Genomic DNA, 23,298 nt, shown 5'->3' with positions numbered 1-23,298 from the left:
TGTCAAATCAACGCCCCGGTTTGTCGCCCCAGAGTTGTTTGTGAAGTTGCAATTGAAGCCTCGCGGGAACCCGATCCGCAACCATCCAGTCGCCTAGTTGACCGGGATCGAGACAGCCCGCAGCCGGTGAGAACCACACCGGACAACCAGGCGGAAGCTCGAGGCCAACAACCATGTCGCGTGCCCATTCGTAGTCGGTGCGCGAGCACAGCACGAATTTTAGTTGATCATTATCCGTCAATGCAGCGATATTGCTCGACAGATTGCGGCTCGCTTCGCCCGAATCCGGCGTTTTTATGTCGACAACGCGGGAGGCGCGTGTATCGATTGGGCGAATATCGAGCGCACCGGCGGTTTCAACGCTGACTTGGTAGCCATTGTCACAGAGCCGTTCAACGAGCCGCGCTGTGTTTGGCTGCGCCAGCGGTTCACCACCTGTCACGCACACATACGGGGCTCGATTGTCGTCGCAGGATGCAAGAATGTCGTCGAGCGATTGCCAGCCACCCCCGTGAAACGCATATGTCGTATCACAGTAGCTGCAGCGCAACGGGCATCCCGTTAGCCGCACGAACGTCGATAACGCTCCCGCATCTCGACCTTCACCTTGCAGTGAACAAAATATTTCCGTGATGCGCAGACTATCGTGCCGGACATTACGCGCCTCGCCGCCAGCGAGGCGCGTCGTATCGAGTTGGTCAGTCACCTCGGCTTCGGCCTCATTCATTCAGGAGCCGAGTTCCTCACGTTTTTTGTCCGCCAGCGTGGCAGCACGACTGTCACCGTAATTCTTGATAACCCGGTCCAGCGTTGACTTGGCATTATCCTGCTGCCCGCTTCGAATTTGAATCAAAGCAATCTTATACAACGCATTCGGTTTTTTGGGCGAATTCGGAAAGTTATTAACGACCTTGCTATACGCTTTTTTCGCCTTGGCGTACTGCTTTTGAACATACAGCGCTTCACCACGCCAGTAGTAAGCGTTATCGGTCAGTCCGGTATCAGGATGTTTTTTCGCAAACTGCTGGAACCCGGCAGCGGCCTTGCTGTAATCGCCATCTTTGAGTGTGTTAAACGCATCCATATACTGTGCATGTTGCGACTCACTCGAAGACGATGCCTGCTCTTGCCCGCTTGAGTTCTCGCTCGCTGACTTCTGCGCAGTGTCATCCTTGCCGCTGGCTTTAGCTTCCGCCGAGTCTTCGGCCGATTGCGACATACCCGACTCAGCTTCGGCGCCCTGCCCAGCCTCATCATCGCCACCACCACTGACACGCTTGCTCAGCGCTTCGTAGTTCTTTTTTTGCAGCTCACGATTCTGGGCCAGCCGGTGTTTTAGCGTATCGATTTCACCCTGCATCCGCCGGATCCGCGCTTCAAGCTTCTCGATTTTGAAGTGAAGCGATAGCACATTTGCACCGCTATCGGAGCCGTCCGCACCGGACGACTCCGCGGCATTGATTGCAGGCGAGACACCAATCACTAATGCGCTAACCAGCAGCAGCGCGGGCCGAGTCGTCAATCGAAGCGCCGACATGGTCAATGCTTATTGATTATTGGTGTAAACAAGAACAACGCGCCGGTCTTTGGCATAGTCCGACTTGGTGTCGCCCATAACCGCCGGTCGTTCCTCGCCGAATGACAGCGTCGAAATCTGGCTCGATTTCGCATTGGACATCGTCAGCGCTTGTGTGACCGATTTGGCGCGGCGCGAGCCAAGTGCAATATTGTATTCACGCGTGCCACGTGGATCGGTGTGGCCTTCCACTCGCATATGCACTTCCGGGTGTTTCGCCAAATACTGGGCGTGTGCCCGAATCACTTTGGCATACTTCGACTTCACGCTGCTTCTGTCAAACTTGAAGTAAAGGGTACGGGTGGACAACGGACTGTCGGGGTCTTTGAACTTGGCGCGATCTTCCGACGGGATACCACGCAGTCCGCGCGCAACGGTTTTATCTCCTTGGCCTTGAGCGTGTGATTGACCGGATGCCGCCTGGCCACTGCCGGCCGGATTCTGATCGGCGCCACCGCTTGGGCCAGGGCCACCCCCGGAGGCACAACCCGCCAACGCTGTGATTGCGGCTGCAACCAAACCAGTTTTGAGCACTGTTGTGCCCTGCTTTTTTTCATATCCGAGAATGCTTTGCATAGTCGTCCTTGCTGTCATTGAATTGGTACAAATCGTATCGCATTAAGCCCTTGCCTAGGGCCCCGAAGCGCCCCACGCAGGGTCTTGAACTTGGCCCTGTTGCGATAGTCGTGTTTTTGTATCGCCTTTAACCGAGGCGATGACAAGCGAGTGCTCACCCGTTTGTGCATCGTAGATAACAGCCTGACCGTTGGGCGCGAAACCCGGCCGTTCATCGAGCGACCCCTCGCTGATAATCCGAGTGTGCTGATTGCTCAGGTTGCGAATAGCAACACGGTAGCCTTTACCTTTGCTTTGTCGCACAAACGCCATACGCTTACCGTTCGGCCCGTAAACCGGACTCTGGCTGCTGGTGCCATCGTAGGTTATACGCGTTGCATCGCCGCCTTGGGTGCTGATCCGATAGATCTGAGGCTGGCCACCGCGATTCGACGTGAACGCAATCTGTTTGCCGTCCGATGACCAGGTCGGCTCGGTGTCGATACCACCGGTATGGGTGAGTCGACGCAGATTGCTGCTATTCAGATCGTAGATGTAGATATCCGGACCGCCGCTTTTGGACAGCGTAATAGCCAATTTCGAGCCGTCCGGCGACCACGCCGGCGCGCCGTTGATCCCGGGGCGCGATGACACGGTGCGGATTTTGCCAGTCGCCAGATTCTGAACCCGCAAGCTGCTGCGGCCCTTTTGCATGTCGAATGCCACATACGCCAGCTTCTTGCCGTTCGGCGAAAACGCCGGTGACATGATCGGGGTCGACGACGTGAACACCGCCGACGGATTATGGCCGTCGTAGTCAGACACCATCAGTCTGTAACGGCGGTTGCCATTCTCATTGCTGACCGTGACGTACGCGAGCTGCGATTGGAAATAGCCAGGCGTGCCCAGCAACTCTTTATAAATGAGATTCGCACCCACGTGGGCGGCATTACGCAGGCCGCCAGCCCCAGCCTTGATTTGCCAACCGGCCATTGTATTTTTCGCAGCCGCCGACACTAGGTGAAGTCGGAGCTGGTAGTCGCCACCGCCAGCCTGTGCCAAGTCGCCCAGCACGAGGTTATCGATCGAAGCTTTTTGCCAAGCCTCGTAATCGACCGCAGAAACGGCATGAGGCTGCGCCGGCATTTTAGTCTTCGGAATCGCCTTGAACAGCCCGGTGGATGACAGATCCTCGCGGAGGACCTTGGCGATATTGGTCGACGTGTTGCCCGCCGATTGCTTAAACGGCACCACGGCGATCGGGATCGCCTGATCCGAGCTTTTAGTGATATTGACCGACAGCGCCGCGCTGGCGGCTGAGCTCATCATGGCGCTAGCCAGTGCTGTCGCAACGGCGGTAAAACGTATATTCAAGGGTCGACTCATTGATTCGGCGCGAATGTGAAATTGATCTCGGGCTCAAATAGGTTCTGAGACGGCGGTGACGGCAGCGGACTTGACCGCTCGATGGCGCGCTTGACCGACCGGTTGGCCGCCGAACTGCCACAACTTGTCACGATTTTTTTACTCGTTATCTGGCCGCTTGGCAACTGTTTGACTCGTACCTTGCACGATACGTTATCGGCATCGGGCGGCTTGATCCAGTTGTTTTCCACACGCTGCTTGATCGATTGTTTATAGCGCTGTCTGGCATCCGATTGCCGACTCGCTTGTCGGGCTTGTTGTTCCTGCTTTAATTGCTTTTCTAACTTACTCTGGGTCTCTTGCTGTTGTTCAGCGCGTTTTAATTGGTCCTTAAGGGCCGACTCACGCCTGGCTTTGTCTTTGGCGGCTTGCTCCTTTTTCCGCTTTTCGCGCTGAGCGCGTTTTTTCTCAGCTTCACGCTGTGCCTTTTCACGTGCTTTCCGACGCGCTTCAGCCTGTTCGCGTGCTTTCTTTGCGGCTGCTTTTTTCTTTTGTTCAGCTTTTTTCCGAGCTTTTTCGGCCGCTTTTTTCTTGGCTCGAGCTTTTTCCAGCTCTTTTTGCCGAGCCTTACGTTTTTCTTCCTGACGTTTTTTCTTTTCGGCCTCGGCTTTGGCTTTGGCTTTAGCTTCGGCGGCTTTTTGCTTTTTAGCCTCGGTAGCTTGGGCCTTATCGGCGTCTTCTTTATCGGCCTTCGCCGGTTCTTTTTGCTCAGTCTCTTTGTCAGCCGTCGAATTCGACTTTTTATCCGACTCTTCGGGCTTGGACTGTTTCGGCTTTGTCTGATCCGGCTGCGATTGTTTCAGCTGCGCCTGCACGATCTCGGGCTGCTTGCCGCCTGACTTCGGTGACGGCTGCGTGTTGTATCGCACGCCGAAAAAGATCAGCAGGCCAAGTAATACGTGAACGCCGATAGCGAAGAGCACGGCGCGCCAGTTACGGATCAGATAACGCCACATCAACCGGTATCGCTAGTCTTCTGAGTGTTGTCGCCGGTGGATTCTTGCTGCGGCTCGACGTTATCGGTCTGCAGGCCGATATCCGAAGCACCGGCTTTCTGCAACAACGTCATAGCGCGTACGACGTTGCCGTACTGACCTTTACCGTCACCCTTAACCGAGACCGGGGCCTTCGGATGGTTAGCAATCTCCTGCCGAGCGATATGCTTTAGCTTACCGGGTGAGACCGGCTTTTCCGGATTCGGTGCCACATTCAAATAGAGCCGGCCACCCTTTTTAACCGTCACGATAATTGGCTTCGCATTATTATCGTTTTTCATCGGCTTGGCATCAGCCTTCGGCAGGCTGACATCGACACCCGTTTTCAGCATTGGCGCCGTAACCATGAAAATGATCAACAGCACCAGCATTACGTCGATATAGGGTACGACATTAATTTCAGCGGCTAGGCGGCGTTTGCGACGCGTGCGAACCGTCATATCAATTCACGTATTGGTCTGCGTCGAGCGGCACTGCGCATATCGACTTATCGAGATTGGTTTGAGTCATTCCCGAGTCCGCTGGACGTTGAGACCGCGCTCGACGATCCCCGTCATTTCCTCGGTGAAGGTCTCGAGCCGGTTTTCCAGATATTCCAGTCGATTGGTCAAATAGTTGTAGGCCACAACTGCCGGAATAGCCGCGAACAATCCCATCGCGGTGGCCACGAGCGCTTCGGAAATCCCCGGGGCGACCATCGACAAGCTCGCGCGCTCCATCTCACTGAGACCGTTGAAAGCGCTAATGATTCCCCAGACCGTACCGAACAGGCCGACGTAGGGGCTGACCGAGCCAACCGTCGCTAACATCGCCACCCCCGACTCGAAACGCTGCATTTCGCGCGACAGAGTCACCCGCATGGCACGTTGCACCGACGACACAATGTCAGCGGGCAGCACGTCCTGTGCGTTTCGTTGGCGTGACAACTGCTCGTAACCAACCTTGAACAGCGCGGACATCCCTTGCGGCTGATCGTTTTCCGCCATGGTTTCGGCATAAATATCTTTGATATTTCCGCCCGTCCAAAAACGGTCCTCGAAATCTTCCATTTCGTCGATCGCCAGCTTAATGGTCCGGCGTTTCGAGAATATAACGACCCAAGACGCAACCGAGGCGGTCAGCAAGATCAATAGAATCAGTTTGACGAAAACACTGGCCTGGACAATCAAACCCCAGACCGAAAAATCAGTCGCGACTTCCATTCAGACTCCTTGTATAAGGTCGGCCGGCAATGCCTGCGGCTTGAACTCGGTCAGCTCGATACACGCCACCCGCGCACTCGCCGTGACCAGCTCGTGCTCGCCGCAAAACACGCGCTGGTCGAAATCAATCCGTGCCCGGCCGTGATCAGCGATAGACGTCACGACACACAGCCGGTCGTCGAGGCGTGCCGGGCGCCGATAATCAATACGTAGGCGCGCCAGCGTAAAACCCAACCCCTGCGACTCCGCCAACTGGCGATGATCATAGCCAGCATCCGACAGCCATTCAGTGCGGCCACGTTCGAAATACTTGAGGTAGTTGGCATGATAGACCACCCCACTGGCATCGGTGTCTTCGTAATAAACACGTACGTTGAGTCGGTTTTGGGAAGCCACGTCACTCATCAACGGTTGAACAGATCGCGCTCGGTCGCCGCATCCTCGGTCCGCGGTGGCGGTACACGCCCCGTTTCGGTGTAAGCGGTCCGGGTTGCCTGACGGCCGCGCGGCGTGCGCATGATAAAGCCTTGCTGGATCAAATACGGCTCGACAACATCCTCGATAGTTTCCCGCGATTCGCCAATAGCCGCAGCCAGGCTATCGATCCCGACCGGGCCGCCGTCAAACTTGTCGATCAACATCGTTAGCACTGTGCGATCCATCACGTCGAAACCATTTTGGTCGACGGCGAGCAAATCCATGGCTTGGCTGGCAATGGTCGCCGTCACGCGGCCATCGCTTTTGACTTCGGCGAAATCGCGCACGCGGCGTAACAGCCGATTGGCGATGCGCGGTGTGCCGCGGGCCCGTCGGGCCAGTTCATCGGCGCCATCATCGGCGATATTCACGCCCAGAATCCTCGCGGAGCGATGAACGATAGCGGTCATCTCATCCGGTTCGTAGAAACGTAGGCGATTAACGATGCCAAACCGATCGCGCAGCGGCGAGGTCAGCGCACCTGCCCGGGTGGTTGCCCCCACCAGCGTAAACGCCGGCAGATCGAGTTTAACCGAGCGTGCGGCTGGCCCTTCGCCGATCACGATGTCTATTTGATAGTCCTCGAGCGCGGGATACAGCACCTCTTCGACCACTGACGGCAGACGGTGAATCTCGTCAATGAACAACACATCGTTGGACTCGAGATTAGTCAAAAGCGCGGCCAAATCGCCCGGTTTTTCGAGCACCGGTCCAGAGGTTTGGCGAAACCCAACACCCATTTCGGCAGCCAACACGTGCGCCAGTGAGGTCTTGCCCAACCCCGGCGGGCCAAAAATCAGCACATGATCGAGTGACTCGGCGCGTGAACGCGCCGCAGCCACGAAAATTTCGAGTTGCTCGCGCACATCGGACTGGCCGATATAATCCGCCAAGCCGGCCGGACGCAAGGCGCGGTCGCCGGCACTGTCTTCGGTTTTAGCGTGGGCATCGATCGCCCGGTCGTCAGTCATCGACGGCCATAATGTTGTTGTTGCTGTATCGACTGACTCGAAGTGTAAGCCGATAGTTCCCGTGCGACCGAACGCATCAGCGCACGGCGCGCTTGAGTGCGCGGCGTATCAAGGTTTCGGCGTCAACCGTTTCATCGGCTGTTTCGTCTTCGTCAGCCGCGCCGGCCAGCAGCCGTTCCGCTTCGCTGGATTTATAGCCAAGCGCGACCAGCGCATCGCGTGCCTCGGTCCGACTACTGGGCGCCGAGTCCGCACGTGTGCTTCCGGTCACCGCCGTTTGTGGCGTACTCAACGCCAAATTACTCGCCGCAAGCCGGTCGCGCATTTCCACAACCAGGCGCGCCGCGGTCTTTTTACCAACACCGGGCAAACCGGTCAGGCGGTCGCTATCGTCAGCATCGACAGTAGCGACAAAATCGGCCGGATTCATGCCCGATAAAATCGTCAGCGCCATTTTTGGCCCAACGCCGGAAACGCGTGTCAGCTCTTGGAACAGGCCGCGTTCGTCGTCAGTCATAAAGCCGTAGAGCACTAATGCGTCGTCGCGCACAATCAGCTGGGTCAATAGCGTCGTTTCGGTGTCGCCAGTCGGCAACGCCGCCAGCGTGGACATCGGCACCTGCACCTCGTAACCGACACCGCCGACGTCGATGACGATCTGGGGCGGTTTTTTGGCGACAACCTTGCCCCGGAGTTGACCAATCATGCGCGCCCCGCCGCGACGTGCGCGTAAACCGAGCGGGCTTCGGTTTGCGCGTGGTGAGCGTGGCACAAGGCGACAGCCGCCGCGTCGGCAGCATCGGCTTGCGGTGGCGTCGTCAGCCCCAGCAATAACGAGACCATATGCTGGACTTGTTGCTTTTGCGCATGACCGCGACCGACCACAGCCTGTTTAATCTGGGTTGGCGAATATTCGGCAACATGCATGCCGACTGAGGCGCCAGCGCAAATCGCCGCTCCGCGCGCTTGACCAAGCTTCAACGCACTAGCTGCGTTGCGGGCGACGAACACATCCTCGATGGCCAACTCATCCGGCGCAAACTCGGCAATTATGGCGGATAAACGCTCGAAAATAACGCCGAGCCGGGTCGGGAAGTCCGCACTCGGCAGTCGAATGCAATCCACGCGCTGCGCCGTTGGCTTGGCACCACCATCGATAATGGCAAACCCTGTAATGGTCGAGCCAGGATCGACACCGAGGATGCGTGGCCCCGCGCTATTCACTCAGTCGACTCGGCGAGCGCGTCGGCGGTGAACTCGACGTTCGTGTAGACACGTTGCACGTCGTCGAGATCTTCCAAGCCGTCGAGCAAATTCATGCACACACGCGCGCTATCGCCGCCAAGCTCAACGACGGTCGACGGACGCATGGTGACGTCGGCCGCCGCTGGCACCAAGCCGGCGGCTTCGAGTGCTGCCTTGACGGCTGCGTAATCACCGGGTGCGGTCACGACTTCGAAAGCGCCATCGTCGGTCTGGATCAAGTCGTCGGCACCGGCTTCTAGCGCAACTTCTAGTACGTGATCCGAATCCGCTTCCGGTTCAAACGTCAGACTACCCTGCCGTGAAAACAGATACCCGACCGAACCATCGGCACCGAGCTTGCCGTTATGGCGACTGAAGACATAACGCACATCGGACACGGTGCGGTTTTTGTTATCGGTCATGCAGTCGATCATGATCGCCGCGCCGTCCGGACCGTAGCCTTCGTAACGGACTTCATCGAGGGCTTCGGCCTGGCCGCCGCCGGCACCGCGCTCGGCGGCGCGCTGGATTGTGTCCTTGGGCATGTTATTGGCAAGCGCCCGATCCCAAGCCAACCGCAGACGCGGATTATCGTCCGGATCACCACCGCCCTCACGCGCCGCTACCGTGATCTCGCGGATCAGCTTGGTAAAAATCTTGCCGCGTTTTTTATCTTCGGCAGCTTTGCGGTGCTTGATGTTGGCCCATTTACTGTGGCCCGCCATAGCGTTCGCAACTCGTTGAAAATTAGCCTTAGTTTACCAGCGGATCATAAGGATGCCGCGACGATTCACAACATGCTGTCGGACGGCGCCAACGTGTCGACAAACACACCGCCGCGCTCGGTTAGCGCATGAGTGCTGGCGGTTCGCCCTTGGTCGTCGCGATAAGCGAGATCGATCCGGATATCGATAGCCGGTAATTCGTCGCCCCCGTTATCAGCCCATTCGATCAATAGCCAGTCGCGCCCAGGATCGACATCGCGCAGGCCAAGAAAATCCAATTCGGCTGGATCGGCAAGCCGGTAAAGATCAACGTGATACAGCGTTCGGCCGGCCACCGTATAGGGCTCGACCAATGTATAGCTTGGCGAGACAACCGGGCCTGATTCGCCAAGCGTGGCCAGCACAGCGCGCGTCAACGCCGTTTTGCCGGCACCGAGTTCACCTGCGAGGCTCACTACCAGACCGCCCGACCATGCCGCTAATGCATCGGCAATGCGCCGACCGAAGGCATCGGTGGCCGCAGGATCGGGCAATGCGACAGTCATGCAGAATGCGACGGATTAACGGCGTCGCGCAGATATGGCAACAAATCCGATGGCAGCAGCCCGCGTGGACCGCCGTCGAGCGCGGCCGCGTCGCCAGCGGCACCATGTATGTGCGCACCCACGCAGGCCGCGTCGAACGCCGACACACCTTGCGCCCATAGTGAGCCGATTATGCCGGCTAGGACATCGCCCATACCGCCGACTGCCATGCCGGCGTTGCCGGTCGTGTTGATCATGACCGTATCGCTATCAGCAACGAGTGTGCCCGCGCCTTTCAGCACTACGACTGCGTCGTAACGTCGTGCCAGTTCGAGCACGCTCGCACGCCGATCACGCACGACATCGCCGGTCGAACAGGCGAGCAAGCGCGCCGCCTCGCCCGGGTGCGGCGTCAAAATCCAATCGCCGCGCCTCCGGTGCGCGCTGGATTCGGGCACACACGCGAGCCAATTCAAACCGTCGGCATCCAGCACAAACGGCTTATCGCTGGCCATCGCGCTCGCAAAACGCCGCTCGGCCCAAGTATCACCAGCTAGCCCTGGACCAATAACAATCACGTCGGCAGCCGTATTCAAGTCGCGCTCGTCGCCATCCGCATCGACGCCAGCGGCCATCAATTCCGGACGCGCCTGACTCATCGCCGACGCGTGATCGGGGTGACAGGCCACGCTGACCAACCCACTACCCGTCCGCAGCGCGCCTTCAGCGGCCAATCGAATCGATCCCCCCATGCCACGATTGCCGCCAACACAATGCACCCGACCGTGGTCGTTTTTATGGGCGGTTGCCACGCGTGGCGCCAGTGCCGTTTGTGCTCGAGTCGCGCTGATTCGGCTGGCGATTGGCGGATGCAAATCAAAAATCGCCGATGGCGCGCCCAGGTCATCGAAGACCAACTGCCCCACCGTGGCCGGCCCATCACCGATCATAAGGCCCAGCTTCAAACCGATAAATGTCGCCGTTAAGTCGGCACGCACCGCATCGCCGTGGATCGACCCCGTGCCGGCGTCCAAACCGGACGGCAAATCAACAGCGACGATGCCCACCGCACGCGACCGGGTTTGATTAATCGCACCGATCGCATCGGCATATTGCCCTTCGACCGGCCGATCGACACCCGTGCCAAGCAAGGCGTCAACCACGACCTCGGCGTGTATACCGGCATGTGCCAACGTTAGCTGGACGCGCCCACCGGCCACCAGAAACGCATCGGCTGCCCTACGCGCGGCGCCTTGTAGTTCGTCGATCGGTTTCAGCGCGATTACATCAACACACCAGCCAGCCTCAAGGGCCAACCGCGCAATGACGTAGCCATCGCCGGCGTTATTACCACCGCCGCAAAACACGCGCATCGAATATGCATTCGGCCAGCGCTCAGCCAGCGCCCGATATGCCGATTCCCCGGCCCAGCGCATCAGCGCGTCGCCAGTTACACCTGTCTCGGCCATGAACGCTTGATCGAGCGCGCGCACGCCGGCGCCGTCGTAGCAGCCTGTGGGCAATTCGAGGCCCGACATCAGGCGACAAGCCCACATATCATCGTAGTGACCGCTCAGCCGCCAGCCCGCGCCGCGCGTTGGATCAGCGACGCTGTCGAGCCATCGTGTGCCGCGGCGTTGGCGGGATCCGCGATATCGGTTACGAGTTGCTTGGCCAGGGTCTTGCCGAGCTCGACGCCCCATTGGTCGAAGCTATTGATGCCCCAGACAATGCCTTCGACGAAAACCTTGTGCTCGTAAGCGGCCAGCAGCGCACCCAAATGGTAGGCATCCAACCGCGGCAACACCAGCATATTGCTCGGCCGGTTACCCGGACAGGCGCGCGCGGCGGCGATCGCTGGGTCATCACTACCGGTCTCATCGGGTCCGCGGCCACACATCAATGCTTCGGCCTGGGCCAGACAATTCGCCAGACGCTGCCGCTCGCGTTCCACGTCGGTGCTGTCAGCCGTGGCAAGCGGCAGTATAAAGTCCACATTGGCTAGCAGATCACCCTGATGCAACATCTGAAAATAGGCGTGCTGCGCGTTGGTGCCAACGCTACCCCAGATCGCCGGCTCCGTGGCATGCGCTGCCGGATCGCCATCGACGGTCACCGATTTGCCGTTGGATTCCATCGACAACTGCTGCAAAAACCCAGGCAGGTGCGCCAGCCGCTGGCTGTACGGCACCACCACATTGCTCGTCAAGCCGAGTATGTTGCGGTTCCAGACACTGATCAATGCCAGATTAGCCGGCAGATTGTTGCCAAGATCGGCCGTTTCAAAATGGTTGTCCATCGCATGGGCCCCGGCCAGAAGGGCGTCGAAGGTCTCCATGCCGAGCGCTAGTGCAATCGGCAGCCCAACACTCGACCATAACGAGAATCGGCCACCGACCCAGTCCCAGAAACCGACCATACGTTCGATACCAAAATCCGCGACAGCCTCGCCGTTGCTCGAAACCGCGACAAAATGGCGATTGACGTCGGACTCGCTAGCGCCGTCGGCCAGCAACCAAGCCTTGGCGGCGTGCGCATTGGCCAGTGTTTCAGCGGTGGTGAACGTTTTGGAAATAACGACAAACAGCGTCGTGGCCGGATCCAAGCCGGTTAGTGCGGCGTTTAAGTCGGCCGGATCGACGTTAGCCACAAAGTGTGCACGTGGTCCGGATGATCTGGTCTCGGCCAGCGCTTCGGTGACCAGGCGTGGGCCAAAATCCGAGCCGCCGATACCGATACTGACAACGTCAGTGATAGCTCGCCCGGTATAGCCTTGCCAGTCGCCCGAACGCACGGCATCGGCGATGTCGCGTATACGCGCGCGCTCGTCATGGACCGGCTGGTACAGCGGATCGTCGGCCGGTCGACGCAGGGCCACATGCCAAGCCGCGCGCCCTTCGGATTGATTGACGACATCGCCGGCAAACATGGCGCGGCGGGCGGCCTCGAAGCCTTGCGTCTCGGCTAGTGAGTACAGAGCGGACAGCGCCGAATCATCAAGCCGCTGTTTCGAGAAATCGAGTGTGACGCCGGCGGCATCCAGCGTCATACGGCGTGCACGAGACGCGTCGGTCGCGAACGCTTCAACCATCGAGGCGGTGCCGACCGACTCACCAAGATGATGGAGGACATTCCACTGCCAGTCGGCATCTAATTCGGCCATATCGCTTCCTTGTCGCTATACGGCTTGATCGGCAATGACATGGCTGGTCCGGATGATCTGATTGTCCGCATCCAGATATACCAGATCGGGCTGGTACACATCGGCTTCGGCCTCGGTCATCGCGGCATAGCCACAAATGATCACACGATCGCCCGGCGAGGCAAGATGTGCTGCGGCGCCATTGACCGAGATCACACGCGTTCCAGGCTCGGCACGAATCGCGTAGGTTGTGAAACGCTCGCCATTATTGACGTTGTAAACATCGACCTGTTCATAAGGCCGGACCCCGGCGGCATCCAACAGGTCGGCGTCAATCGCGCACGATCCCTCGTAATCGCGCTCAGCGTCGGTTACACAGGCGCGATGAAGCTTTGATTTCAATAGAGTGAGTTGCATAACAGTATCGCCGTTATATCTATAATCGAATGCTAGCCCAATTCGGCCTCGTGGCCAAAACGTGGCGCGGGCGCCAAGTATGTCAGTGTATTTCGATACAGCCACACCTCAGGCACGACCGCTATTTACGCACCCAAATACCTATAAAAAATATTAAAATTAACTTATAAGCTTCTAATTTTAAACTAATTTTGTTAAATAATAGGATTAACAAGCACTGACTGGTGTGCCCGGCGCGGCTACATTGTCGATTAGCCGTGCCGCACCGAGCCACCCGGCGGCTAGCACCCGAAAGTTGCTCTTATTCACGCTCGGTGGGTCGAGTTCGGCTGTACGAACTTCGAAATAGTCCACATCGAAACCGGCTTCGGTCATACGCGCGTGGCCACGACGTTCGATCGCGGCAAAATCGCGATCACCATCAGCAATACATACCGCCGCCTCATTAAGGGCTCGATTGAGCGCCAGCGCACGCTCACGCTGGTCACCCGTCAGATACGCATTACGCGACGAGCGCGCCACCCCGTCGGCCTCACGCTCGATCGCCACACCGCGCACGTCAATGTCCATCGCGAGATCGTCGGCCATACGTCGGATAACGGCCAACTGCTGGAAATCCTTTTCACCAAAAAAGGCAGCGTTCGGCCGTATTTGGTTGAACAACCGCGCAACGACGGACACCACGCCACGAAAATGGCCGGGCCGGTGCACGCCGCATAGAATGTCGGTCAATTCCGGCACCTCGACGAACGTGGCTGCCGCCAATCCGCGTGGATACATGGCCTCGACCGACGGCGCGAAAACGGCGTCCACGCCCGCCGCCTTGAGTTGATCGTAATCGCCAGCGTAGTCGTGTGGGTAGTTGTCGTAATCTTCCTCCGGTCCAAACTGGAGCGGATTCACGAAGATACTGGCGATCACCGTATCGCAGTCGGCCCGAGCGGCTTCAACGAGACGCATATGACCGGTATGGAGGCTGCCCATGGTCGGCACCAGTCCGACACGCCCAACCGCTGTATGGCGGCGCCAAACGTCGACGTCGTGGCGTGAGAACAGCTCTTGCATGCTAGGACTACGAGTCGAAACTTTCGTCGGCGCTCGGGAAGTACCGATGCCGCACCGCCTCGACGTAGGCTTCGACGGCTTCATCCAGCGAGTCATGGCTGGCCAGGAAATTCCTGACAAATTTGGGTTTTTTACCCGCCGATAGACCGATGACATCGTGACTAACGAGGATTTGACCGTCGACGTCGGGGCCCGCACCGATACCAATAACCGGCACCTTGGCCGTCGCGGCAATCCGGCGCGCAAGCGGGCTCGGCACGCATTCCAGCAGCAACAGGTCGGCACCCGCAGCTTCGAACTGTCGGGCCTCGGCCGCGAGTTTTTTGGCAGCGTCTTTGCTTCGGCCCTGGATCTTGAAACCACCGGTTTTATGAACCTGCTGTGGTCGCAGGCCGAGATGCGCGCACACAGGCACACCGTTTTGAGCCAGTGTTTCGACAATACTGGTATCAGCCGCCCCGCCTTCGACCTTGACCATCGATGCGCCGCCTTCGCCGATCAAGCGCCGGCTGCTAGCGACCGCATCGGCGGTCGTGGCAAACGACAAAAACGGCAAGTCGGCCGCCAACAGTGGCGTACTCAGACCAGCCGCCACACAGCGCGTGTGATAGACGATGTCATCGACACTTACCGAGGTCGTTGTCGCCTGACCGTGGATCACGTTGCCGAGCGAATCACCGACCAGTACCAGATCCATGTTGGCGCGCTCAGCGAGTGCGGCAAAACTGGCATCGTATGCTGTGAGGCAGGCGATTGGCTGGTTATCACGTTTCATCTGCCCGAGTGTGGCGACCGAAACTGGTTGTGTGCGTTGTGTCGGGCGGGTTTCGACGAGTTTATTCATAATTATCCAGAGCGGCCGGTGGCACAAACGTAGCGCTGACTATCATCGCTAGCAACATGCCTGAATTAAGCATGCAGTCTAGCTTGTCTGTCACCGCAACGGATATCGTTCAACAAGACGACGCCTGCAACGGCCGGCTGACGCGGCAACCCAAGTTGAATTGTCCGCGTTGGGTAGCCCGCGTCATGCAGGCACGAGCAGGGTCGCTACTAATACCACAGTGCCAGATCAGTTGCGTCGACCTGGGCACGAAGATCGGCGACACGGCCCGCGTCCCCGAGCGATAGCGCTGGCGCGATATCGGCTAGTGGTTCTAGCACAAAGGCCCGCTCGGCAGCGCGCGGATGCGGCAGCGTTAAACGCTCATTTTCAAACGCCATGCCGTCGTAGGCGACGATATCCAGATCCAGTGTGCGGGGGCCGTTGCGCTGGATACGAACGCGGCCCTGACCGGCCTCGATCGCATTCAGTACGGTCAATAGACCAAACGGCGACAATGTCGTGGCAACGGCGGCCGCCGCATTGCAGAAATCCGACTGGCCGGGTGGACCACCGACCGGCGTCGAACGATAGAGCCGGGAGCGCCCAAGGAGCCGCAAACCGGAGACGGCCGCGAGCGCCTCGAATGCCTGTCCAACGTGATCCGCCGGCTGCCCCAGATTACTGCCGAGTGCAATCCAAGCGACGTGCACGGCAGTGTCAACGTCGGACGACGGCTCCAAACCCGCACTCATCGCCGCCCGCGCCCACCTCGGCGACCATTACGACGCTTGCCCGAGCGTCGCTGTTGGTCGCTGTCTTCGTTGGCCGTTGCATCCGCGTCATCGCCTTTTTGCTTCTGGCGCTCGGTCCACCAAGACGCCAGCTCGGAATCGACTTCGCCAACCTCGGCACGTAACAGTAGAAAGTCGTAGGCTGCGCGGAAGCGGTCATGCTCGAGCAGTCTTGCCGGCTGCTTGCCTCGCCGACGATGAAACCGGGGCTGTAAGTGCCAGATGTCCCGCATCGGCATGCTGAATCGCTTGGGAATCGACACACGTGCGGATTGCCGGGCAAGCACTTCGGCCTGCGCGCTGGCAAGCGCGGGCATAGCCGGCATGCCATCGCGCTCGAACGTCGCCGCTGTTTCCCGCACGGCCGGCCACAGGATCGCGGCCAGAATGAACGCGGGCGTCACGGATTTGCCGGCCTCGATGCGGCCGGCCGTATTCGCTACAGCCTTGTCGATCAGCGCGGCACTCGCGCCGCCACCCGGGCCGGCCAACACATCCTCGGTTTGCGGAAACAACACACCGAATAGTCCGGCGCGGCGCAATTCGCCGTGAATCGCGGGCGCAGCCGGCTGCATGAACAACTTCAGGAATTCATCGAACAAACGGGCCGGCGGCACATCGGCCAGGCGCTCAATTAACTCGGCCGGCGGTTTTGAGTTGGTCGCGACTGTCAGTTGGTGGCTGGCTGACAGCCGCACAACGCGTAGCATCCGCACCGGGTCTTCGCGGTAGCGAACCGTTGGATCACCGACCAGTCGTAGTCGACGCTCACGGGCATCGGCCATGCCGTTGACGTAGTCGTAGAGACAGCCATCGGAGATGTCGTAATACAGGCCATTAATACCAAAATCGCGCCGACCGGCATCCTCGGCCATCGACCCGAACACGTTATCGGCGAGCACCCGGCCACTGGCATCAACGCGACGCTCATCACGCGTACCAGCATTCGGATCGGCGCGGAACGTCGAGACTTCGATCAACTCGCGTCCGAAGCGCACGTGCACGATCTGGAAACGCCGTCCGATCAGGCGTGCGCGCCGTCCGAATACCGCGGCAACCTGCTCCGGTTCGGCATTGGTCGAAACGTCGAAGTCCTTCGGCTTATAGCCAAGCAGCAGATCGCGGATCGCGCCACCAACCAGGCACGCGCGGTAGCCAGCCTCTGCCAGTCCATCGAGCACTTGTAGCGCTGCGGAATTCAGATCCGCGCGCTCGATTTCATGTTGTTCGGGCGGGATAACGTCCGGCGTTTGGATAATCGGCCTCGTGTTTTAGTGATTCACTATAAATCCGCGCATTGTACCGCGCGATCAATTTGCGCCCTCAATGCGCCGCGCACCGGTATAGACATTAAACCGATGACCACGGACAAAGCCAACCAACGTCGCATCAAACGTCGCCGCCAAATCGACGGCGTAGGTGCTAGGTGCCGAGATCGCGGCGATTAGAGTCACATCCGCAGCCACACTTTTCTGAACAAGCTCATAGCTCGCGCGGCCGGACAACATGACAGCATGGTCGGCAAGCGGCAGACGTCCGTTTAGAAGCGCCCAGCCAATTAGCTTGTCGAGCGCGTTATGCCGCCCCACATCTTCGCGCACTGCGATCAGATGTCGGTCGCTGTCGAACAAACCAGCCGCGTGTAGTCCTCCGGTTTCCTCAAACACACCCTGGGCTTCGCGCAACCGGTCCGGCAGCGCGGTTAACTCGGCCGGTGTCATCATCCAATGCGATGGGTCATCGTCAGTGGCGTGCGGCTTCGGTGCCTCAAAACTCGGTTTGCCACACACGCCACAGGCGCTGGTTACGACCGTGCTGCGCTCGATGTGATCCAATCGCTCGCGCGCGCTTGGCTTGAGCATCAGCCGCACGACATCGGCTTCATCCGGCGCGTGGTCGAGATAGACAATCTCGTCCGGCACATGCACAACGCCCTCGCCGTGCATCAGCCCCGCCGCCAGTTCGAGATCGTCACCCGGCGTGCGCATGGTGACGACGGGCTGGGCACCCGCAACCTGAATCTCCAACGGCCGCTCGATAGCCAGTGTATCGTCACGCTCGGTATAAGCCCCGTCCTGATAACGGCAGATACCCACGCGCCGGCGCTGATCTGCGTATCCGGCCCGCGATTCAGCATTGCTACTCACACCGCACTCCCGCGTATAAGACGCGCATAGTAGAAACCGTCGCAGCCCATCTCGCCCGGTGCGAGTCGCCGACCGACGGTTTCGGCCTGCCCCCATTCGGCCATGATCGGTTGTACCACGGCGTCGGATTGCTCAGCCATAAAACGTGCCACAACGTCGACGCCTTCCGCGCGCAATATCGAGCAAGTCACGTAGACCAGCACACCACCCGGCGCCAAAGTCGGCCATAAGGCACGCAAAAATGCCTGTTGGCGTTCAGCCATGTGCTCGATATCGCTGGCCCGACGCAGCCATTTGATGTCCGGATGACGGCGTATGACACCGGTGCCGCTACAGGGCGCATCGATCAGCACGCGATCGAAGCCTTGGCCATCCCACCAAGTACGTTCCGGATCGGTGGCGTCGGCGGTATGCATCGACGCTTCGACGCCGCAGCGCGCGAGATTGGTCTCAAGTGATTCGAGTCGCTTCGCATCATGATCCAACGCGACGACCTCGCCCGCACCGCGCGCCAATAGATGTGCGGTCTTGTTGCCGGGGGCCGCACAGGCATCGAGAATCCGATCGCCGCACGTCGGCGCCACGATATCGGCGGTCAATTGGGCGCCGATATCTTGGATCGATGCCTGCCCTTTTGCCAGCTCAGGCAACGTCTCGGCGGCGACTGGTTCGGTCAGACGCAAGGCATCCGATCCGACTGTGGATGTCGTGGTATCCATGCCGCGGGCCGACAGCTGCGCCGCCAACGCATCGCGCGGCTGGGCATGGGCGTTGTTGCGAAGCCACATGGGCGCCGGTTCGTTCAACGCGGCGACGACCGAGCACCATTGCTCCGGCCAATCAGCGCGCGTCGCGTCGAGCAACCAATCAGGCATGCTGTCGCAAACACCCGACGGTGACGATTGGATCGCTACGGGGCTGCGCTGATGGTTGCGCAGAACGGCGTTGATCAAGCCGCCCGCGCGGCCGACGCCCAGCGGCTTGGCCGCAGCCACGGTCGCCGACACGGCGGCGTGCGACGGCACACGCGTGCCTTCGAGCTGCCAGACGCCAACTTCAATAATCGCTCGAACAAAAGGCTGTAAATTATTGTTTTTTAAGTGCGGCGTAACCTGAGCCAGCAGCCGTCGATGCCAGCGCACCGTCTCACGCGCAAGCATCGAGGCCAGCGCACGATCATTGGCTTCCAAGCCATCGAGTATGCCCGGCAGGACGTCATCGAGACTGCGGCCCTGATCAACCACACCACTCAGCGCACGTGCGGCGGCAGCGCGCGGTAGCGCGCCTGAATGCGATGCGGCTTCAGTCAAAACGCTGGCCTGCCAATGCCCGACCACGCGCCGCCTCAGCGGCCGGCATACGCTTTTTGCCGGGGAATTGAACGGCTGTCAGGCAAATGTCTTTATCGCCGGTCGCCACGCGAATGCCTTCGGCGCCGGCCGCGACAACGGTGCCCGGCGATTGGGTAGACGCGGCGTCAGTGCCATGCGCGCCGAACACGCGCACGTTGTCGCCAACCAGAGCACTGTGAGCCACAGGCCACGGTTGCATCGCACGGATCCGCCGAACGATTGCCGATGCGCCGGCCGACCAATCAATTATGCCCTCGGCTTTGGTCAACGGCGGTGCGTAGGTCGCTTTGGCCTCATCTTGTTCGACGGCTGGCCAATCGTCGCAATCGGTGACGAGATAACCGCTTACAAGATGACCGCCCAGAGTCGCCAGCTTATCGTGAAGCGCCGCGGCCGTAGTGTCCTCATCAAGCGATATAGCACGTGTATCGACGATCGGACCACTATCCAGTTTTGGGCGCATCCAGGTCAGCGTCACGCCGGTTGTCTCGTCGCCGCTCAGCAAAGCGCGCGCGATGGGTGCCGCACCACGCCAACGCGGTAACAAGGAACCATGGATATTAACGCAACCGCAACGAGGCACATCCAACACGCGTCGCCCGAGGATCGCGCCGTAGGCGACGACCACCATCAAATCGGGCTGAAATGATGCCAAGCGCTCAGCCGCTTCACGGCCTTTCATCCGATCCGCTTCGATGACTGGCACGTCTGCTTCAACAGCCGCCTTTTTGACCGGTGACGGCGTCAGTTGCTGGCCGCGGCCAGCCGGGCGATCTGGCTGCGTGACCACTGCGACTAATTCATGGCCACTCGCACGCACGGCGGCCAAACTCGGCAATGCAAAATCAGGCGTGCCGGCAAAGACAATACGCATCAGCGTTCGCCGCCGTCGGCACGGCCGGTTTTCTGAAGGCGTCGCCGGATACGCGCACGCTTGAGCCGCGATATCTGATCGATATACAGCCCACCGTCGAGGTGGGCGAGTTCGTGCTGGACACACTGCGCAAGCAGATCACTGGCTTCCTGCTCGTACCAGTTGCCGTCTCGGTCTTGTGCGCGGAAACGCAGGTGCTGGTAACGCTGGACTCGATCAGTGTGACCAGGCACCGACAAACAACCTTCATCGACATCAGTCAGCGTCTGCTGCCAGATAATCTCCGGATTGCACATCACGATCGGATCGGGAACATCCCCACCGCAGTCCATAACCGCCACGCGGCGTGTGTCACCCACCTGGGTCGCCGCCAAACCAACACCCGGTGCGTCGTACATCGTTTCGAACATATCGTCGATAAACGCAGACAAATCGGCGTCAAAATCGGTCACCGCTGTCGTTGTCTTTCGCAGTCGAGGATCGGGGAACGCCAGTATCTCGAGAACGGCCATATGCTATGTTTCAGAATTGGGGGGAACGGTTCTGTCGTCGTATAAGAATAAGCGGGAAATTCTACGGATGTTGAATCGGATCAGCGCGACGAATCGACACACCGAATTTCGATATACGACGGGGTTGTTGGTTGTCTGGCTGGTGGCCGGCTGCGCCCATCAGCAGCCACCCAAACGCGCAGCGTCGAGCGCGCATGCCGACTCGTCGCAATGCCAGGCGCCGATAGACAACAAGCACACATCGCCGCGTATAGGCCACACAGCCCAGCAACAAGGCGAACAACAGTCTACCGATAAAAGTGGCCACCAGCGTCAGCTTACAAGGAATGCACCGCATCGATACACCGTTAAAAAAGGCGACACTCTCTGGGATTTAGCCGCCAATTTCCTAAAAAACCCACAGCACTGGCCGCAGCTCTGGGCTCAGAACACGGACATCGATAACCCGAACCTGATCTACCCGGGCGAACGCTTGGTTCTAACGCGCACCATCGATGGCCGCTTCCAGTTGAGACCCGCGAACAACCAGAAACTCAAACCGCAAATACGCACCCAACCATTGGCCAGTGCCATACCGGCATTACCGCAACGCGCGATACAGGTCTTTCTACACGGTGACCGCATCGTGGCAAGCCGAGAATTAGCTGGCGCGCCCTATATTGTGGCCTTTGCCGACTCGAGACCAGCTGGTACCACGGGACGACGCACTTACATCAAAGGTCTTGGCTCGAGCGAGCCGGATCGTTATCAGATCGTACGCGCGGCGGGGTCGCTCAAAGACCCACAGAGCGGCCATGTTTACGGCACGAAGGTTCACAACATCGGAGAAGTTCGTATTAGCGAGCGCGGGCCGGTGGCCACGGGCGTCGTAACCGATAGCAAACGCACGGCAGCCGTGAGCGATCATCTGCTCCGGCTACCAACCCGCCCGTTGGGCCGCGGCTATCAGCCGCATGCGCCGCCTGTCCCGGTTAAGACCGAAATCATTGACATGTCCGGTAGCCAACCTGTGGCGGCGCAGTATCAAGTGGTCACAATCAACGCCGGCGCACACGACTGCTTGGATCGCGGCACGATCCTGTCGGCTTTCGCACCGGGTCGGACGGTCACCGATCCGGCATCCGGACAAGACGTGGTGCTGCCCGACCACCAGGTGGGCCGTGTCATGGTTTTCAAAACCAACACCCACTACGCATTCGGCTTGGTATTGCGCGCAGACGAAGTCCTCAACCGCGGCTATCAACTGCGTTCGGCGGCCCAATGACCGAGACGCAATCGAGCGCAGCTTGGCTTGAGTTAGCCTGTACGCCCGGCATCGGCGCGGTGCTTGCGCACCGGTTGGTCGCCTATTTTGGGTCGCCGGCCGCCGCCTTGGCCGCATCCGATGATGAACTGGCACGTGCCGGCCTGCCGCAGCGCCCACGCGAACAGCTACGCGCGAACGACCGTAGCGCGTCCAATGCAGCCCGAGCTTGGCTCCAGGCCCCGGATCATCATTTCCTGGTCCACACGGAACCGCGTTTCCCAAACGCGATTCTGGAACTGGAAGGCGCACCGCCGTGGCTCTATGCCAGCGGTGACCTTGATCTACTTAATCGGCCAGCGATCGCCATTGTCGGCAGCCGCAATCCAACGGCCGGTGGTCGTGAACTCGCACACGATTTCGCACGCACATTGGCCAATGCTGGTTTGGTCGTGGTCTCCGGCCTAGCCCGCGGCATCGACGCAGCCGCCCATGAAGGTGCACTGGCGGCAGGTGGCATGACCATCGCGGTCTGCGGTACAGGCCTGGATCAGGTTTATCCGGCCGTCAATGCCACACTCGCCGAGCGTATCGTGGCGAATGGTCTGCTCCTGTCCGAGTTCGCGCTCGGCACGAAGCCAGCGCGCGGCAACTTTCCGCGCCGCAATCGCGTCATTGCCGGTTTGACACAGGCCACACTCGTGGTTGAAGCCGCACGCGAATCCGGATCTCTGATAACGGCACGCCTAGCCGCAGAGGCCGGCCGTGATGTATTCGCAGTGCCCGGTTCAATTCATAATCCACTAGCGCGTGGGTGTCACCAGCTAATCCGCGACGGTGCGGAATTAGTCGAGTCGGTCGATCAAATATTTACATCACTTGCGCCAAAACTCCACGCGGTCGGCATGGCGCAGCCTGAAGCGCATGGGGAACCAGGCGAATCAAAAACGCCCCAAGCCGACGCTGATTCGGCTTCGGTACTCATCCAAGCCATGGGCCACGCACCAGCGCGCATCGACGAGCTGGCCGCGCGCACAGACTGGAACGCATCGGATGTGGCGTCCACGCTGCTGATACTGGAACTCGAAGGCCGTGTGGTCAGCTTGCCGGGTGGCGCTTACGCGCCCATGTGAGCTGCCCCGACCCTCAGAAAAAACCACATAAATCGTCTAGCAACGCCGCGTGCCCGTTGCGGCATCGAGCCGTTGTGTTAGTTTCCTGCTGCCCGCCGCCC

At 59.5% G+C, this 23,298-nt stretch carries 26 protein-coding genes; 2 read left to right on the top strand and 24 right to left on the bottom strand.

Translation table 11 applies throughout. The features are described from left to right. Nucleotides 1-7: 7 nt before the first annotated feature. The 24 genes from queE to def all read right to left on the bottom strand — a co-directional run bounded on the left by queE (nucleotide 8) and on the right by def (nucleotide 20,821). Nucleotides 8-727: a 7-carboxy-7-deazaguanine synthase QueE gene (queE, locus tag HKX41_02125; protein NNC22958.1), complete on the bottom strand. Its 720-nt coding sequence runs from the start codon at nucleotides 725-727 to the stop codon at nucleotides 8-10. Beyond that, nucleotides 728-1,537, bottom strand: a complete 810-nt coding sequence (gene ybgF, locus HKX41_02120; GenBank protein ID NNC22957.1) for a tol-pal system protein YbgF — start codon at nucleotides 1,535-1,537, stop codon at nucleotides 728-730. It lies immediately after the preceding gene. Nucleotides 1,538-1,546: 9 nt separating this feature from the next. Continuing rightward, nucleotides 1,547-2,152, bottom strand: coding sequence for a peptidoglycan-associated lipoprotein Pal (gene pal, locus HKX41_02115; GenBank protein NNC22956.1), 606 nt, complete (start codon nucleotides 2,150-2,152; stop codon nucleotides 1,547-1,549). A gap of 54 nt (nucleotides 2,153-2,206) precedes the next feature. Next, nucleotides 2,207-3,517 (bottom strand): Tol-Pal system beta propeller repeat protein TolB, encoded by a 1,311-nt coding sequence (gene tolB, locus HKX41_02110; protein ID NNC22955.1) that lies wholly within the window; start codon nucleotides 3,515-3,517, stop codon nucleotides 2,207-2,209. Next, nucleotides 3,514-4,512 (bottom strand): cell envelope integrity protein TolA, encoded by a 999-nt coding sequence (tolA, locus tag HKX41_02105; GenBank protein ID NNC22954.1) that lies wholly within the window; start codon nucleotides 4,510-4,512, stop codon nucleotides 3,514-3,516. The genes tolB and tolA overlap by 4 nt, the downstream gene beginning before the upstream one ends. Then, on the bottom strand, nucleotides 4,512-4,991 hold the full coding sequence (tolR, locus tag HKX41_02100; GenBank protein NNC22953.1) for a protein TolR: 480 nt from the start codon (nucleotides 4,989-4,991) through the stop codon (nucleotides 4,512-4,514). The genes tolA and tolR overlap by 1 nt, the downstream gene beginning before the upstream one ends. Nucleotides 4,992-5,057: 66 nt before the next feature. Further along, entirely contained in the window at nucleotides 5,058-5,753 is a 696-nt protein-coding gene (tolQ, locus tag HKX41_02095; GenBank protein NNC22952.1) for a protein TolQ, read from the bottom strand. Continuing rightward, complete coding sequence (gene ybgC, locus HKX41_02090; protein NNC22951.1) at nucleotides 5,754-6,158, bottom strand: tol-pal system-associated acyl-CoA thioesterase; 405 nt, start codon at nucleotides 6,156-6,158, stop codon at nucleotides 5,754-5,756. Then, a complete protein-coding gene (gene ruvB / locus HKX41_02085; GenBank protein NNC22950.1) occupies nucleotides 6,158-7,201 on the bottom strand; it encodes a Holliday junction branch migration DNA helicase RuvB in 1,044 nt (347 codons plus the stop codon). Before ruvB ends, ybgC begins: the two co-directional genes overlap by 1 nt. A gap of 76 nt (nucleotides 7,202-7,277) precedes the next feature. Beyond that, nucleotides 7,278-7,907, bottom strand: coding sequence for a Holliday junction branch migration protein RuvA (ruvA, locus tag HKX41_02080; protein ID NNC22949.1), 630 nt, complete (start codon nucleotides 7,905-7,907; stop codon nucleotides 7,278-7,280). Next, complete coding sequence (gene ruvC, locus HKX41_02075; protein ID NNC22948.1) at nucleotides 7,904-8,425, bottom strand: crossover junction endodeoxyribonuclease RuvC; 522 nt, start codon at nucleotides 8,423-8,425, stop codon at nucleotides 7,904-7,906. Before ruvC ends, ruvA begins: the two co-directional genes overlap by 4 nt. Then, complete coding sequence (locus HKX41_02070) at nucleotides 8,422-9,171, bottom strand: YebC/PmpR family DNA-binding transcriptional regulator (protein NNC22947.1); 750 nt, start codon at nucleotides 9,169-9,171, stop codon at nucleotides 8,422-8,424. Before HKX41_02070 ends, ruvC begins: the two co-directional genes overlap by 4 nt. Nucleotides 9,172-9,236: 65 nt before the next feature. Continuing rightward, nucleotides 9,237-9,716, bottom strand: a complete 480-nt coding sequence (tsaE, locus tag HKX41_02065; GenBank protein NNC22946.1) for a tRNA (adenosine(37)-N6)-threonylcarbamoyltransferase complex ATPase subunit type 1 TsaE — start codon at nucleotides 9,714-9,716, stop codon at nucleotides 9,237-9,239. After that, nucleotides 9,713-11,233, bottom strand: a complete 1,521-nt coding sequence (locus tag HKX41_02060; GenBank protein NNC22945.1) for an NAD(P)H-hydrate dehydratase — start codon at nucleotides 11,231-11,233, stop codon at nucleotides 9,713-9,715. The genes tsaE and HKX41_02060 overlap by 4 nt, the downstream gene beginning before the upstream one ends. Nucleotides 11,234-11,268: 35 nt before the next feature. After that, on the bottom strand, nucleotides 11,269-12,858 hold the full coding sequence (gene pgi / locus HKX41_02055; GenBank protein NNC22944.1) for a glucose-6-phosphate isomerase: 1,590 nt from the start codon (nucleotides 12,856-12,858) through the stop codon (nucleotides 11,269-11,271). A gap of 15 nt (nucleotides 12,859-12,873) precedes the next feature. Further along, nucleotides 12,874-13,254 carry an aspartate 1-decarboxylase gene (locus HKX41_02050; protein ID NNC22943.1) on the bottom strand — a complete coding sequence of 127 codons (381 nt, stop codon included), beginning with the start codon at nucleotides 13,252-13,254 and terminating at the stop codon, nucleotides 12,874-12,876. Between the two features lie 207 nt (nucleotides 13,255-13,461). Continuing rightward, the gene (locus HKX41_02045; protein ID NNC22942.1) at nucleotides 13,462-14,319 is read right to left on the bottom strand and encodes a pantoate--beta-alanine ligase; all 858 of its coding nucleotides are present in this window, start codon (nucleotides 14,317-14,319) and stop codon (nucleotides 13,462-13,464) included. A gap of 7 nt (nucleotides 14,320-14,326) precedes the next feature. Continuing rightward, nucleotides 14,327-15,163, bottom strand: coding sequence for a 3-methyl-2-oxobutanoate hydroxymethyltransferase (gene panB, locus HKX41_02040; protein ID NNC22941.1), 837 nt, complete (start codon nucleotides 15,161-15,163; stop codon nucleotides 14,327-14,329). A gap of 209 nt (nucleotides 15,164-15,372) precedes the next feature. Next, a complete protein-coding gene (gene folK, locus HKX41_02035) occupies nucleotides 15,373-15,855 on the bottom strand; it encodes a 2-amino-4-hydroxy-6-hydroxymethyldihydropteridine diphosphokinase (protein NNC22940.1) in 483 nt (160 codons plus the stop codon). 38 nt (nucleotides 15,856-15,893) lie between these two features. Beyond that, nucleotides 15,894-17,174: a polynucleotide adenylyltransferase PcnB gene (gene pcnB / locus HKX41_02030; GenBank protein NNC22939.1), complete on the bottom strand. Its 1,281-nt coding sequence runs from the start codon at nucleotides 17,172-17,174 to the stop codon at nucleotides 15,894-15,896. Between the two features lie 72 nt (nucleotides 17,175-17,246). Beyond that, nucleotides 17,247-18,179, bottom strand: coding sequence for a formate dehydrogenase accessory sulfurtransferase FdhD (gene fdhD / locus HKX41_02025; GenBank protein ID NNC22938.1), 933 nt, complete (start codon nucleotides 18,177-18,179; stop codon nucleotides 17,247-17,249). Continuing rightward, nucleotides 18,080-19,393, bottom strand: coding sequence for a 16S rRNA (cytosine(967)-C(5))-methyltransferase RsmB (gene rsmB, locus HKX41_02020; protein NNC22937.1), 1,314 nt, complete (start codon nucleotides 19,391-19,393; stop codon nucleotides 18,080-18,082). Before rsmB ends, fdhD begins: the two co-directional genes overlap by 100 nt. Further along, nucleotides 19,386-20,309: a methionyl-tRNA formyltransferase gene (locus HKX41_02015; protein ID NNC22936.1), complete on the bottom strand. Its 924-nt coding sequence runs from the start codon at nucleotides 20,307-20,309 to the stop codon at nucleotides 19,386-19,388. The genes rsmB and HKX41_02015 overlap by 8 nt, the downstream gene beginning before the upstream one ends. Then, entirely contained in the window at nucleotides 20,309-20,821 is a 513-nt protein-coding gene (gene def / locus HKX41_02010) for a peptide deformylase (protein NNC22935.1), read from the bottom strand. The genes HKX41_02015 and def overlap by 1 nt, the downstream gene beginning before the upstream one ends. A gap of 67 nt (nucleotides 20,822-20,888) precedes the next feature. Between def and HKX41_02005 the strand changes: the two genes are divergently transcribed. Then, on the top strand, nucleotides 20,889-22,085 hold the full coding sequence (locus HKX41_02005) for a LysM peptidoglycan-binding domain-containing protein (protein NNC22934.1): 1,197 nt from the start codon (nucleotides 20,889-20,891) through the stop codon (nucleotides 22,083-22,085). Continuing rightward, a complete protein-coding gene (dprA, locus tag HKX41_02000) occupies nucleotides 22,082-23,197 on the top strand; it encodes a DNA-protecting protein DprA (GenBank protein NNC22933.1) in 1,116 nt (371 codons plus the stop codon). Before HKX41_02005 ends, dprA begins: the two co-directional genes overlap by 4 nt. Nucleotides 23,198-23,298 lie beyond the last annotated feature (101 nt).

This window comes from Salifodinibacter halophilus (assembly GCA_012999515.1).
Lineage (GTDB): Bacteria > Pseudomonadota > Gammaproteobacteria > Nevskiales > Salinisphaeraceae > Salifodinibacter > Salifodinibacter halophilus.
Note: the sequence above shows the minus strand (reverse complement) of the source record. Positions and strands in the feature narration are given on the sequence as shown.

Bases quoted from the DNA above. Each gene is read 5' to 3' on its own strand.
- queE (NNC22958.1), bottom strand. From the start codon at position 727: ATGAATGAGGCCGAAGCCGAGGTGACTGACCAACTCGATACGACGCGC.
- ybgF (NNC22957.1), bottom strand. From the start codon at position 1,537: ATGTCGGCGCTTCGATTGACGACTCGGCCCGCGCTGCTGCTGGTTAGC.
- pal (NNC22956.1), bottom strand. From the start codon at position 2,152: ATGCAAAGCATTCTCGGATATGAAAAAAAGCAGGGCACAACAGTGCTC.
- tolB (NNC22955.1), bottom strand. From the start codon at position 3,517: ATGAGTCGACCCTTGAATATACGTTTTACCGCCGTTGCGACAGCACTG.
- tolA (NNC22954.1), bottom strand. From the start codon at position 4,512: ATGTGGCGTTATCTGATCCGTAACTGGCGCGCCGTGCTCTTCGCTATC.
- tolR (NNC22953.1), bottom strand. From the start codon at position 4,991: ATGACGGTTCGCACGCGTCGCAAACGCCGCCTAGCCGCTGAAATTAAT.
- tolQ (NNC22952.1), bottom strand. From the start codon at position 5,753: ATGGAAGTCGCGACTGATTTTTCGGTCTGGGGTTTGATTGTCCAGGCC.
- ybgC (NNC22951.1), bottom strand. From the start codon at position 6,158: ATGAGTGACGTGGCTTCCCAAAACCGACTCAACGTACGTGTTTATTAC.
- ruvB (NNC22950.1), bottom strand. From the start codon at position 7,201: ATGACTGACGACCGGGCGATCGATGCCCACGCTAAAACCGAAGACAGT.
- ruvA (NNC22949.1), bottom strand. From the start codon at position 7,907: ATGATTGGTCAACTCCGGGGCAAGGTTGTCGCCAAAAAACCGCCCCAG.
- HKX41_02070 (NNC22947.1), bottom strand. From the start codon at position 9,171: ATGGCGGGCCACAGTAAATGGGCCAACATCAAGCACCGCAAAGCTGCC.
- tsaE (NNC22946.1), bottom strand. From the start codon at position 9,716: ATGACTGTCGCATTGCCCGATCCTGCGGCCACCGATGCCTTCGGTCGG.
- HKX41_02060 (NNC22945.1), bottom strand. From the start codon at position 11,233: ATGTCGGGCCTCGAATTGCCCACAGGCTGCTACGACGGCGCCGGCGTG.
- pgi (NNC22944.1), bottom strand. From the start codon at position 12,858: ATGGCCGAATTAGATGCCGACTGGCAGTGGAATGTCCTCCATCATCTT.
- HKX41_02050 (NNC22943.1), bottom strand. From the start codon at position 13,254: ATGCAACTCACTCTATTGAAATCAAAGCTTCATCGCGCCTGTGTAACC.
- HKX41_02045 (NNC22942.1), bottom strand. From the start codon at position 14,319: ATGCAAGAGCTGTTCTCACGCCACGACGTCGACGTTTGGCGCCGCCAT.
- panB (NNC22941.1), bottom strand. From the start codon at position 15,163: ATGAATAAACTCGTCGAAACCCGCCCGACACAACGCACACAACCAGTT.
- fdhD (NNC22938.1), bottom strand. From the start codon at position 18,179: ATGGGGGCAGGCCGAAACCGTCGGTCGGCGACTCGCACCGGGCGAGAT.
- HKX41_02015 (NNC22936.1), bottom strand. From the start codon at position 20,309: ATGCGTATTGTCTTTGCCGGCACGCCTGATTTTGCATTGCCGAGTTTG.
- def (NNC22935.1), bottom strand. From the start codon at position 20,821: ATGGCCGTTCTCGAGATACTGGCGTTCCCCGATCCTCGACTGCGAAAG.
- HKX41_02005 (NNC22934.1), top strand. From the start codon at position 20,889: ATGTTGAATCGGATCAGCGCGACGAATCGACACACCGAATTTCGATAT.
- dprA (NNC22933.1), top strand. From the start codon at position 22,082: ATGACCGAGACGCAATCGAGCGCAGCTTGGCTTGAGTTAGCCTGTACG.